Here is a 12,468-nt window from a genome sequence, read left to right on the forward strand (position 1 = left end):
ATCAAAGACCACGGCGGTCATAATTGCCTCATGCCCGACACACCCGACGCCGGTGCGCGACTGTTCACGCCCGCCGAAGTCGCGGAGATGCTCCAGCTCTCCGTCGACGAGGTGATCGCGCTCGTGCTCGACGCGCGGCTTCGGGGCATGAAGGTCGGCTCCCCCGCGCGCTGGCGCATCGAGGCCGACAGCGTCGAGGGCTACCTCGACGATCAGGCCGAGGAGGCGCGGCGGATGGCGCTGTGGCGCGAGTCGAACGCGGCGAGCTTCCCCGAGCTGTGGGGCCGCGGCCCCGCCCGCGGCGGCGACTGACCGGCGGCGACTGCCGGCGGTTGCAGCCTGCCGCGGAGGGCGATCTCGCGTGCGCGCGACTGACCGCGAGGGCGGTCCCAGCGCGACCTCCCGCGAGCGGCGTCAGGCGAGATCGGATGCCGAGGCGAGCCGCACGGCGAGCACGCCAGCGAACGGCACGATGCGATACCCCGTGACGTTCTCCGCCCGCCGCGGCGCTCCGGGTTCGTGCAGAGCGACATCGAGGTGGTCGGCGCCGGCGCGGTCGATCGTGCCGTCGAGGGTGCGGCCACCCTCGAGGTGCAGCGCCACCGGGATGCGGCGGCGCACGAGATCGCGCAGCACGAAGCCGAAGCCCATCCGCTGCGCGAGCGCCGGCCCCGGGTCGGCGTCGCGGACGCTCGCCAGCACCGCGTCGATCGGCGCCGCAACGTCCGTCACCGCCCAGAGCGGCACGACGACCGCGCCGGCGCCCGCACCGTTGCCGGCCCCGCCGGGAGCATCCCCGACGAGCGCGCACCAGTCCGCGCCCACCCGGGCGAGCCGCCCCGAGTGCACGCCACCGTCCTGCAGGTGCAGCGCCACGCCCCGCGGCTCGCGGCACAGCGCGACCAGCCGTTCCCGCAGCGCGACACGCGAGAGCCGCAGCCGCTCGGCCTCGGTGTCCAGCGCCGCACGCTCGGCCTCCCACTCGGAGTCGAGCTGATCTTCCAGGTCCTCGAAGAACCGATCCCATCGCACGTCGCGACAGTACGCGACCCGCGATCGGCGGCGTTGCCACTATCCACAGGTGAGGGGATTCTCATCCCCCCTGTGAACGGGCTGTGTTGTACTCGATCCCACGTCAACCGCTGGAGGAGGTCACCATGGTCCCGTCGCCGTCGCTTTCCGCGCCCCGGCCGTCACGGGCCGGCACCGCACTCGAGGTCGAGGAGTACTTCGCCCCGCAGCGCACGCCGTCGCAGGCGCTGCCCGACCCCGAACCGCTGCTGGCGAACCTCACGATCGGCGTGCTGGAGGTGCTCGCCGGCGTGCGCGAGGCCGATCAGCTGGCCCGGTGGCTCGGCGAAGACGCGTTCCGCGCGCTCGTGACCCGGTCGAACCTGTCCGCCCGTGCGCGCAGCGCCCGCGGCGTCGCCCCGGCACGGCCCTCGTACCGGATCGTCTCGACCCACGTCTCCTCCCCCGCCGACGGCGTCGTCGAGGGGGTCGTGATCACCGCCGGTCCCGCCCGCACGCGCGCCGTCGCCGTGCGCCTGGAGGGCTGGGACGGCCGCTGGCGCGCCACGTCGCTCGCGGCGCTCTGAGCGCGGCGCGCTGACCCGGCGCTCTGACCACCGCGCCAGCCGCACCTGCAGGCCGGCGCGGCGAGATCACTGCCGGTACGACGAGAGGAAGTTCCCGAGGCGCTCGATGGCCTCGGTGAGCACCCGCGCTTCGGGCAGCGTGACGATCCGCAGGTGATCGGGTGTCGGCCAGTTGAAACCGGTGCCCTGCACGAGCAGCACGTGCTCCGCGACGAGGAAGTCGTAGACGAGCTTCGCGTCGTCGTGGATCTCGTACACCTCGGGATCCAGCCGCGGGAAGGCGTACAGCGCCCCCGCGGGCTTGTGGCACGAGACGCCCGGGATGGCCTCGAGGCCCTCCCACGCGGCATCCCGCTGCTCGTGCAGCCGCCCGGTGGGCATGATGAGCGCGTCGATCGACTGCACGCCCGACAGCGCCGCCTGTACGGCGTGCTGGGCGGGGACGTTCGGGCACAGGCGGGTCGAGGCGAGCAGTTGGATGCCCTGCAGGAACCCCTCGGCGTGCCGCTTCGGCCCGGTGATCACCATCCAACCCGAGCGGTATCCGGCCACGCGGTACGTCTTGGAGAGCCCGTTGAAGGTGAGGCAGAGGAGGTCGGGCGCGAGCGTCGCGAGCGGGATGTGCACCGCGTCGTCGAAGAGGATGCGGTCGTAGATCTCGTCGGAGAGGAGCAGCAGCTCGTGCTCGCGGGCGATCTCGACGATGCCCTCGAGCACCTCGCGTGAGTACACGGCGCCGGTGGGATTGTTCGGGTTGATCACGACGATCGCCTTGGTGCGGTCGGTGATCTTCGCGCGGATGTCGTCGAGCGAGGGCTCCCAGCCGTTCTCGCTCTCGCACAGGTAGTGCACCGCGGTGCCCCCGGCGAGGCTCGTCATCGCCGTCCAGAGCGGATAGTCGGGCGCGGGGATCAGCACCTCGTCGCCGGTGTCGAGGAGGGCCTGCATCGTCATGGTGATGAGCTCGGACACGCCGTTGCCGAGGTAGACGTCGTCGGGGTCGAACTTCGGGAAGCCCGGCACCTCCTCGTAGCGCGAGACGACCGCTCGGCGGGCCGACATGATGCCGCGGCTGTCGCTGTAGCCGTGCGCGTGCGGCACGGCCTCGATCATGTCGCGGACGATCTGGTACGGCGCCTCGAAGCCGAAGATCGCGGGGTTGCCTGTGTTGAGCTTCAGGATCCGGTGCCCGTCGGCCTCCAGCCGGTCGGCCTCGACCAGTGCGGCGCCGCGGATCTCGTAGAGGACGTCCTTGAGCTTCGACGACTGGTCCAGGATGCGCGGGGTCATCCGTTCAGAATATCCCCGCCCTCACCGGGCCAATCGCCGCGCCGTGGCCTCGAGGCCGCGACTCACTTCTTCTTGCCTGCGGCGCGGCGCTCCGCGCGGTTCTGCGGGGCGGGGGTGGATGCCCCGGCATCCGTCCGCTGCCCGAACGCGCCGCGGGGCGCCTCGGACGAGGAGGCGGGAGCCGCCGGGGCCGCGGCGGCGGCGGCCGCCTGACGCACCTTGCTGGTCGCGGCCTGCTGCACCTGGCCGCGGTCGTTGCGCACCTCGACCTCGCCGCCCTCGCCGGCTGCGGTGTACTGCAGCTTCTGCGCCTCGACGGGCGGAGCCTGGAGGCCCTTCGCCTCGACCTGGCCGTCACCGGTCTGGCGCACCTCGACGTCGAGGTTGTAGAGGAAGCCGACCGACTCCTCCTTGATCTGCCCCATCATCGCCTGGAACATCTGGTAGCCCTCGCGCTGGTACTCGATCAGCGGGTCGCGCTGCGCCATGGCGCGCAGGCCGATGCCGTCCTTGAGGTAGTCCATCTCGTAGAGGTGGTCGCGCCAGCGGCGGTCGAGCACCTGCAGCACCACGCGGCGCTCGAGCTCGCGGGTCGCCGGGGCGCCGAGCGTCTCCTCGCGCTTCGCGTAGGCGATCTTCGCGTCGGAGAGGATCTCGCGCTTGAGGCCCTCCGGCGTGATGCGGCCCTTGCTGCCGCTCTCGGCGACGACCTCGTCGATCGTGACGCTCACGGGGTAGAGGGTCTTCAGCTCCGTCCAGAGCGCGTCGAAGTCCCAGCTCTCGTTGTGGCCGGAGCCGGTGTGATCGTCGATGACCGCGCCGATGGCATCCTCGATGAAGTGCTCCACGCGGCCGGACAGGTCATCGCCCTCGAGCACGTGCCGGCGGTCGGCGTAGATCGCCTCGCGCTGACGGTTGAGGACGTCGTCGTACTTGAGGACGTTCTTGCGGATCTCGGCGTTGCGCGACTCGACCTGGCTCTGCGCGCTCTTGATCGCGCGGGACACCATCGTCGATTCGATCGCGACGTCGTCGGGGAAGTTCGCCCGCGCGAGGATCGCCTCGGCCGCGCCCGACTGGAACAGGCGCATGAGGTCGTCGGTCAGCGACAGGTAGAAGCGGCTCTCGCCGGGGTCGCCCTGACGGCCCGACCGGCCGCGCAGCTGGTTGTCGATGCGGCGCGACTCGTGCCGCTCGGTGCCGAGCACGTACAGGCCGCCGGCCTCGACGACCTTCGCCGCCTCCTCGGCGACGGTGTCGCGCTGGGCGGTGTACGCGGCATCCCACGCCGCCTCGTACTCCTCGGGGGTCTCGACGGGGTCGAGGCCCTGCGCCTTGAGCTCCTGCACCGCGAGGAACTCGGCGTTGCCGCCGAGCATGATGTCGGTGCCGCGGCCGGCCATGTTCGTCGCGACGGTGACGGCGCCCAGGCGCCCCGCGCGCGCGACGATCTCCGCCTCGCGGGCGTGGTTCTTCGCGTTCAGCACCTCGTGCTTGATGCCCTTCTTGGCGAGGAGGCGAGAGAGGTACTCGCTCTTCTCGACCGAGACGGTGCCCACGAGCACCGGCTGCCCGGTCTCGTGACGGCGGGCGATGTCTTCGACGACCTGCGCGAACTTCGCCTGCTCGTTCTTGTAGACGAGGTCGGCCTGGTCCTTGCGGATCATCGGCTTGTTCGTCGGGATCGGCACGACGCCGAGCTTGTAGGTCGACATGAACTCGGCCGCCTCGGTCTCGGCGGTGCCGGTCATGCCGGCGAGCTTGTCGTACAGGCGGAAGTAGTTCTGCAGCGTGACGGTGGCGAGGGTCTGGTTCTCGGCCTTGACCGGCACGCCCTCCTTCGCCTCGATCGCCTGATGGATGCCTTCGTTGTAGCGTCGGCCGACGAGGATGCGTCCGGTGTGCTCGTCGACGATCATGACCTCGTCGTTCATGACGACGTAGTCGGTGTCGCGCTTGAAGAGCGCGAGCGCCTTGATCGAGTTGTTGAGGAACGAGATGAGCGGGGTGTTCGCCGACTCGTACAGGTTGTCGATGCCGAGGTAGTCCTCGACCTTCTCGATGCCGGGCTCCAGCACGCCGATCGTGCGCTTCTTCTCGTCGACCTCGTAGTCGACGCCCGCTTCGAGGGTCTTCGCGATCTTCGCGAACTCGACGAACCAGCGGTTGGCCTCACCCGAGGAGGGTCCGGAGATGATGAGCGGCGTCCGCGCCTCGTCGATGAGGATCGAGTCGACCTCGTCGACGATGGCGAAGAAGTGGCCGCGCTGGACGAGGTCCTGCTTCTGCCAGGCCATGTTGTCGCGCAGGTAGTCGAAGCCGAACTCGTTGTTCGTGCCGTAGGTGATGTCGGCCTCGTACTGCTGGCGGCGCACCTCGGGGGTCTGCCCGGCGACGATCGTGCCGGTCGTCATGCCGAGGGCGCGGTAGACGCGGCCCATCAGCTCGGACTGGTACGACGCGAGGAAGTCGTTGACCGTGATGACGTGCACGCCCTCGCCGGCGATCGCGTTGAGGTAGACCGCGAAGGTCGCCGTGAGGGTCTTGCCCTCACCGGTCTTCATCTCGGCGATGTTGCCGAGGTGCAGCGCCGCGCCGCCCATGATCTGCACGTCGTACGGCCGCTGGCCGAGGGTGCGCTTGGCGGCCTCGCGCACGGCGGCGAACGCCTCGGGCATGAGCTTGTCGAGCGACTCGCCCGCGGCGTAGCGCGCACGCAGCTCCGCGGTCTCGCCGCGCAGCTCCTCATCGGTGAGCTGCGCGTAGTCCTCTTCGAGGGCGTTCACGGCCTTCACGACCTGCTGCAGCCTGCGGAGGATGCGTCCTTCGCCGGCGCGGAGCAGTTTCTCGAGAGGGTTGGCCACGGAGGATCTCCATACGTTCGGGGGCCGGCGGCACGGGATGCCACCGTTGGCGCGCGCGGCACGCGCGACACGACTTCCTATGTTATGCGGTCGTGACCTTGATGCGCGCTGTATGCGGGTGTGCGCCGCCCCGGCCCGGCCGGGAGGGCGCCGACGTAGGATCGTGCCATGACCGGATTCTGGGGCACCCGTAAGAAGGAGCGCGAACAGCTCGCCGCGCAGGACGCCGACCTCGGCCGCCGGGCCGACGCGGCCCTCGTCGCCGCCGACGAGAGGCTCCGCACCACCGACGACGAGCTCACCTTCGCCGAGCTCGAACTCGGCCGTGACGCGACGCGGGATCTCCGCGACGCGCTCGTCGCCGTCCGCACGCATCTGCGCGAGGCGTTCCAGCTGAACCAGCTCAACCACGACGAGATCCCCGACACCCCGGAGGAGGCGCGCACCCGCAACGCCCGCATCGTGCAGCTGTGCGAGTGGGCCGAGGAGCTCCTCGACGACCGCCTCGAGGCGCTCGCCGAGCCGGTCGCCCGCGCGCGGCGCGCCCCGGAGATCATCGCCGGCATCCGCGCCGACGTGTCGCGCGAGCGCGCGCGCGTCGCGCGCGCCGAGGCGACGCTCGCCCGCGTCGAGGCGCGCTACTCCCCCGCGGCGCTGCGGAAGATCTCCGGGAACCCGCGCGAGGCGGCGCAGCTGCTCGAGTTCGCCACGCACGGCGCCGACATCTCCGAGGCCCGGCGCGAGTCGGGTCAGCGCGAGCAGGCGAACCTCGCACTCGAGACCGCGATCGAGGCATCCCGCCGCGCGACGACCCTCCTCGACGCGGTCGACGCGTTCGAGATCGAGGCCCTGCGGGCGGAGTCGACCCTCGACGCGATCGTGGAGGACTCGCGCGACGACCTCATCGCCGCGCGCGATCTGGAGCACCTCCCGGCGGTCGGCAGCGCGATGGCGACGCTCGAGCGCGAGCTCGGCGCCCTCACGCCCGCCGGCGACAAGCCTGACCCGTTCACCGAGCTGACGCGCCTGCGCGAGGCGAATGCGGCGCTGGATGCCATCGTCGCGAAGGCCCGCGAGCGTGCCGCCCGCCCCGTGCCGCCCGAGTCGCACGTGCGACACGCGATAGACGACGCCGACCGCCAGCTGGGCGTCGCCCGCACCGTCATCTCGGGCCACCGCGGCTGGATCGGCGCCGACGCGCGCACCCGGCTCGCCGAAGCCGAGCGGCTGCGACTCGACCTTGGCGCCCTCGCGGCGACGCCGATCGACGAGGACGACCGCGAGCAGGCGCTCGCCGACGCGCGGCGCTGCGGGCAGCTCGCCGCGGAGGCCCTGCAGCTCGCGCAGCGCGACATCGACTCGTCGCGCCCGAACGACGGCGGCTGGGGTGGCCCGGGCGCCGGCGGTCAGCGCGGCGGCGGCAACGGCATCGCCAGCGGCATCCTCGGCGGCCTCGTCATCGGCTCGATCCTCGACGGCATCTTCGACTGACGCGCGCCCCTCGCGGGCGCCGCGCAGAATCGCAGAACGACAGCAGAATCGGATGCCACGAGCCGTGGCATCCGATTCTGTTGCGCTTTTCCGATTCTGCTTGCCCGCGCGTCCCGCGGGCGAGCGTCAGGAGGCGAGCTCCTCCGCGGCGGGCGGGGCGCTGGCGAGCAGCGAGATCACGCCGTAGTCCCAGCCCTTGCGGCGGTAGACGACGCTCGGGTGGTCACTGCGCGCGTCGATGAAGAGGAAGAAGTCGTGCCCGACGAGCTCCATCCGATCGACGGCCTCCTCGACGGTCATCCACTCCGCATCGAAGTGCTTGTTGCGGATGACGACGGGCGTGTAGTCCTCGCCGTCCTCGCCGTCGCCGACGATCGGGATGCTGCCGGTGGCGACCGCACGCAGCACGTCGACCGAGGCGGGCTGCACGTCGATGCCTTCGATCGCGCCGCTGCCCTTGTCGAGCTTCGCGCCTCGCGGGTGGTTGCGCGCGTCGATGCGCTTGTCCTTCGCGCGGCGGAGCTGCTCGGCGAGCTTGTCGACGGCGAGGTCGAGCGCCACGAACTTGTCGCTGTCGGTCGCCTCGGCCCGGACGACGGGGCCCGTACCGGTGACGGTCAGCTCGACCGTCTCGTCTTCGCGCGCACCGTTGTGATAGGCCCGGTGGGTGACCTTGATGTCGAGTCGCTGCGCCCGGGGGGCGATGTTCTCGATGCGGAGGGATTTCTCTTCGGCGACGGTGCGGAATCGATCCGAGATGCTGACACCTACGCCGACGATGCTGGTTTCCATCCTTGACCCCCTAGTTCCGGGTTCTCCGCCTTCCCACGAGGTCAAGGGAGAACCCTGAGTTCGCCTTGGTCTCCCCACGCTACCGGGGTGCACGCCCCCTGTCACCTGCCAGTTGCCGTGAGAAACCGTCGGCGCGGCGTGGATGCCACCGTCGCCGCCCCGACCACGCGGGCGCCCCCGGCCGACAGCGCCCGTGCCGCCTCCCGCAGGGTCGCTCCGGTGGTCACGATGTCGTCGACGAGGAGCACCGCGCGCCCCGCGAGCCGCGTGTCCCACCCGCGGCCGAGCCGCATGCTGCCGGTGACGTTGCGCTCCCGATCCTCGGCGCCGAGCCCGCGCTGATCGGCCGCCCGAACACCCGCCCGAAGAGCGCGCTGCGGGTGCAGTCCGGCGTGACGGGCGAGCAGCTCGACCACCCGGTATCCGCGGCGGCGCATCGCGCCGGGCGACGTCGGCACCGGCACGACGATCACCGGCTCTCCCGGTCCGCCGGCGAGCGCCGCGTGCGCGGCCGCGCGGAGTGCGACGGCGAGGGGTGCGGCGAGGGCGGTGCGCCCCTCCTCCTTATAGGCGCGGAGCACCCGGGCGACGACCCCCTCGAACGGCAGCCCCGCGAACACGGTGAAGGTCCCGCCGAGCGCCCGCGTGCGCACCTCGGGCTGCAGCGCCGCGCGGCAGGGCGCGCACAGCGTCGCATCGGCCAGGTCGCAGCCGGCGCACCACGTCGGGAAGACGAGCGAGAGCGCACCGGCCAGCGCGTCGCGTGCCGCCGCGGCGAGCGGCGCGACGGGCGTCGGTGCGGCGGGCGGATGCCCGGAGGAGGCGGAACGCATGATCGCCCCAGCCTCCCCGCCCCGGCGCCCGCACGGACGCGCGTCGCCCGCATCTGTGGACGGATTCCGCCGATCGCCGCCTGGGGAGGAGGCGAGGGACAAAGTCGCCGCGAGGCGGTCGGGTCAGCGCGGCGAGCCCTGCTGGACCGCGAGCACGACGATGCCGGAGGCGACGTTCTGCCAGTTCGAGCCCTGCTGCGAGTACAGCTCCCCGGCCGCATCGCGCACGCGCACCGCGCCCGACTGCGTGCCGCCGGCGACGCTCGTCACGGCCTCGGGGATGCGCTGAGTGTCACCGAAGCCGCCGAGCTTCTGGGTGAGGAGCGACGGGGTGTCCTGGCTCGAGGTCACGGCGGCGAGGGTCGAGGAGTCGAGCCACGTCAGCGCCGTGCCCGGGCCCGGGAGGACGGCGATGACCTTGGTCGCGCCGAGCCCCGTCGGCACGCCATCGCGGTCGCGGAGGACACCCGCCACCCAGATCGCCCACCGCTCCCCGTCGCGCACGATCGCCGCGAGGCGGGTGCCGTCGCGCGAGATGCGCTGCGCCGCGAGCTGCGACGCCGCGGGCCACGCATCGGGCAGCAGCACCTCGGTGCCGCCCGGACCGAACGCCACGACCGCCGAGGGCGCACCGGCGGGAACCGACCAGATGTAGCCGCCCGGGTCGACCGACGGCGCGACGAGTCCCGGTCGGGCGTCGAGCCAGGTGACCGTGCCGTCGCTGCCGACCTCTGACACCGCGCCGGTCGTGTCGCGCACCGCCGCGACGGTGCGGTCGGCGTTCATCTCGATGTCGGCGGCGGCGACCTGCAGCAGCGCGCTGGAGAGCCCGGGCAGCTCCTCGATCGAGCCGCCGGAGGCGCCCGAGGCGAACCCGAACGCGTCGGCCGTGCGCACGAGCGGGCGCGAATCGATGCGTGTCTGCCGCACCGTGACGGTGTCGGCGGCCAGCGGCTGCTCGTCGACGAGCATGTCGACCTGGTCGATGCCGGTCGGCGCGAGGCTCGTCTCGAGCTGGGTCTGCATGCGGCTGAGCGCCTCGCGTCCGAGGGCGCGCGCCCCCTCCTGCAGAGAGACCGAGGCCACGTTCGAGCGCACCGGCACCGCCACCTGGGCGAGGCGTGCCCCGTCGACGAACGCGGTCGAGACGGCGCCCTCGAGCCAGGTGCTCGGTCCGCCGTTCACGAGGGCTTCGGCGATGCTCGTGGCCGCGTACTGCATCGGGAACCAGCGCGTGTCGGGCACGAGGTAGGTCCAGCTCGGGTCGAAGAACTGGAGGTCGTAGCTGCTGTAGACCCGCTCGAACCGGTTGCGGTCGAGCACGACGCCGTCGGGCGCCTTCGTGATGCGCCACTGCCCATCGTCCTGGCGTGCGAGGGTGAACGGCAGCGAGATGTCGCCCGCATCCCCTGCGACGGCGAGATCCCCCGCCTCGTCGACCGTGGCGACGGGGGTGACCGACAGAACGTATTCCCCCTCCGACACCTGGCGGAGCGCCCGATCGCCGGGGCGGTACACCGTGACCCCCGCCCGCGGGTTCCAGGTGCTCCGCAGGTCGCCGGCGAGGAACTCACGGGCGGTGCCCCAGTTGTCGGTCGGACCCGAGCCCGCCGCGATGAACCCCTCGACGATCTGCTCCGGCGTGGCATCCGGGCTCGGCTTGTCGGGGAAGAACACCACGCCGCCGTTCGTGCCGGCGTCGGGGATCGACTTTCCCGCGTTGACGGGGCCCGACGTCGGCAGGCCCCCGCAGGCGGTGAGCACGATCAGCAGCAGCGCCGCGATCACCGTGGTCGCCGCGGCGCGCACCCGCGATCCGGGCTGCACCTCCGCGCGCATCACGATCGCCCCGCCGTCTCGGTCGAGGAAGCGGTCGAGGAGGAGGCGGTCGAGGATGCCTCGGACGCCGCCGCGGACGGCACCGCGATCGGCTGGGTGAGTCCGATGTCGTCGAGCGCGGCGCCGTCGTCGCCCGGGTCGACGGGGATCGGGGAGCCGAGCGCACCGTCTCCGACGACGCCCTGTCGCGGCAGGGTCAGCACGAAGTTCGTGCCGCGGCCGAGCTCCGACCACACCGAGAGGGTGCCGCCGTGCAGCCTGGCGTCACCGAGGGCGATGGAGAGTCCGAGGCCCGTGCCCCCGATCGTGCGCTTCCGCGACGGGTCGGCGCGCCAGAACCGGTCGAACACGCGCTCGGAGTCGGCCGCGCTCATGCCGAGGCCGTGGTCGCGCACCCCGATCGCGACGGCGCGCTGATCGCTGTCGACCGTGACGACGATGGGTCGCCCCTCGCCGTGCTCGATCGCATTGCCGAGCAGGTTGCGCACGATCCGTCGCACGCGGCGCGGGTCCATGTCCACCGGGGAGTAGCCTCCGGGCGCCACGAGGCGCACGTCGGAGCCGTGCTGCAGGGCGAGCTGATGCATCGAGGCGATCTCCTCCTCGGCGAGGTGCGCGAGGCTCGTCGGCTCGTTCTCCAGCTGCACCGAGCCGGCGTCGTAGCGGCTGATCTCGAGGAGGTCGGTCAGCAGCACCTCGAAGCGCTGCACCTGCGCGTGCAGCAGCTCCGCGGCGCGCGCCGTCGACGGGTCGAACTCGTCGCGCCGATCGTTGAGCATGTCGCTGGCGAGCCGGATGGTCGTGAGCGGCGTCCGCAGCTCGTGCGAGACATCCGAGACGAACCGCTGCTGCACGAGCGACAGCTCGGCGAGCTCCTTGATCTGCGCCTCGATCGAGTCGGCCATCGCGTTGAACGAGCGGCCGAGCACAGCGAACTCGTCGTCGCCGCGCACCGGGAGCCGCACGCCCAGGTCTCCGCCGGCGAGGATGGCGCTCGTCTCGGCGGCCTGCGCGATCGGCACGGTGACGGTGCGCAGCACGACCCACGAGATCGCCCCGATGAGAAGCACGAGCCCCGCGCCGACGAGCCACAGCGTCACCTGCACGAACCGTAGCGTCTCCGCCTCCGAGGCGAGGTCGTACGCGAAGTAGAACTCGTACGCCCCCACTTCGGGCAGGATCAGCTGCTGTCCGATCACGACGCCCGGCACATCGGCGCGGCCGTCGTCGCCTTCGGGGAGGCCGATCGACTGCCACCAGCGCTTGTCGGGCCCCTGCTGCACCGTCATCCGCAGGCCGTCACTGATCATGTCGGCGGTGAGGCCGCCCCGGGCGAAGTCCTGCGGGGCGATCACCGACGGCTCGTTCGAGATGCGGAACCCCGCGATCATGTCGGTGCCGGCCTGCCGGGTCATCGACAGCACCGCGGCATCCATCAGCGACTGCAGCGCCGCCGAGTCGCCGTCGACCTGCGCGGAGTCGAGGGTGCGCTGCGTCGCCGCCGTCGCGCGCGCCACCGACTCCTGCGCCTGCTCGACGCGCGATTCGAACAGGTCGTTCTGGATCGCGAGGGCCATCGTCACGAAGGCGCCGAGGATCGCGAACGCCGTGAGGGCGAGGGTGACGGCGAGGGTGCGGAACCGCAGCGAGCCGCGCCACGCGTGCGCGAAGCGCTCGGGCCACGAGCGCCAGCTGCGCCAGTCACGCCAGCCCCGAAGGCCCGGCGTGCGCACGGTGGCCGTCGTCGGCGGCATGAGGACC

General features: G+C 72.0%; 10 protein-coding genes. 3 read left to right on the forward strand and 7 right to left on the reverse strand.

Features of this window, described 5'->3' with window-relative positions; all coding sequences use genetic code 11:
* Positions 1-30 precede the first annotated feature (30 nt).
* On the forward strand, positions 31-312 hold the full coding sequence (locus tag FHX68_RS08080; protein WP_141379917.1) for a helix-turn-helix domain-containing protein: 282 nt from the start codon (positions 31-33) through the stop codon (positions 310-312).
* A 102-nt stretch (positions 313-414) separates the two neighbouring features.
* Here FHX68_RS08080 and FHX68_RS08085 read toward each other — a convergent pair whose 3' ends face one another.
* Positions 415-1,032 carry a hypothetical protein gene (locus tag FHX68_RS08085; protein WP_141379916.1) on the reverse strand — a complete coding sequence of 206 codons (618 nt, stop codon included), beginning with the start codon at positions 1,030-1,032 and terminating at the stop codon, positions 415-417.
* A 125-nt stretch (positions 1,033-1,157) separates the two neighbouring features.
* Between FHX68_RS08085 and FHX68_RS08090 the strand changes: the two genes are divergently transcribed.
* Positions 1,158-1,598 (forward strand): Rv3235 family protein, encoded by a 441-nt coding sequence (locus tag FHX68_RS08090; protein WP_141379915.1) that lies wholly within the window; start codon positions 1,158-1,160, stop codon positions 1,596-1,598.
* A 66-nt stretch (positions 1,599-1,664) separates the two neighbouring features.
* Here the strand turns inward: FHX68_RS08090 and FHX68_RS08095 are convergent, their stop codons facing one another.
* Positions 1,665-2,888 carry a pyridoxal phosphate-dependent aminotransferase gene (locus FHX68_RS08095; RefSeq protein WP_141379914.1) on the reverse strand — a complete coding sequence of 408 codons (1,224 nt, stop codon included), beginning with the start codon at positions 2,886-2,888 and terminating at the stop codon, positions 1,665-1,667.
* Positions 2,889-2,950: 62 nt separating this feature from the next.
* Entirely contained in the window at positions 2,951-5,752 is a 2,802-nt protein-coding gene (gene secA, locus FHX68_RS08100; RefSeq protein WP_141379913.1) for a preprotein translocase subunit SecA, read from the reverse strand.
* 168 nt (positions 5,753-5,920) lie between these two features.
* Here secA and FHX68_RS08105 point away from each other — a divergent pair, with 168 nt between their 5' ends.
* Entirely contained in the window at positions 5,921-7,243 is a 1,323-nt protein-coding gene (locus FHX68_RS08105; protein ID WP_141379912.1) for a coiled-coil domain-containing protein, read from the forward strand.
* A gap of 126 nt (positions 7,244-7,369) precedes the next feature.
* Here FHX68_RS08105 and hpf read toward each other — a convergent pair whose 3' ends face one another.
* From hpf to mtrB, 4 genes are all read right to left on the reverse strand, one after another.
* Positions 7,370-8,035, reverse strand: coding sequence for a ribosome hibernation-promoting factor, HPF/YfiA family (gene hpf, locus FHX68_RS08110; RefSeq protein ID WP_141379911.1), 666 nt, complete (start codon positions 8,033-8,035; stop codon positions 7,370-7,372).
* Positions 8,036-8,136: 101 nt separating this feature from the next.
* Complete coding sequence (locus FHX68_RS08115; RefSeq protein WP_141379910.1) at positions 8,137-8,868, reverse strand: ComF family protein; 732 nt, start codon at positions 8,866-8,868, stop codon at positions 8,137-8,139.
* A gap of 123 nt (positions 8,869-8,991) precedes the next feature.
* Positions 8,992-10,707: an LpqB family beta-propeller domain-containing protein gene (locus FHX68_RS08120; RefSeq protein WP_141379909.1), complete on the reverse strand. Its 1,716-nt coding sequence runs from the start codon at positions 10,705-10,707 to the stop codon at positions 8,992-8,994.
* Positions 10,707-12,461, reverse strand: coding sequence for an MtrAB system histidine kinase MtrB (mtrB, locus tag FHX68_RS08125; protein ID WP_141379908.1), 1,755 nt, complete (start codon positions 12,459-12,461; stop codon positions 10,707-10,709). Before mtrB ends, FHX68_RS08120 begins: the two co-directional genes overlap by 1 nt.
* Positions 12,462-12,468 lie beyond the last annotated feature (7 nt).

The sequence above is a fragment of the Microbacterium lacticum genome, from assembly GCF_006716815.1.
GTDB lineage: Bacteria > Actinomycetota > Actinomycetes > Actinomycetales > Microbacteriaceae > Microbacterium > Microbacterium lacticum.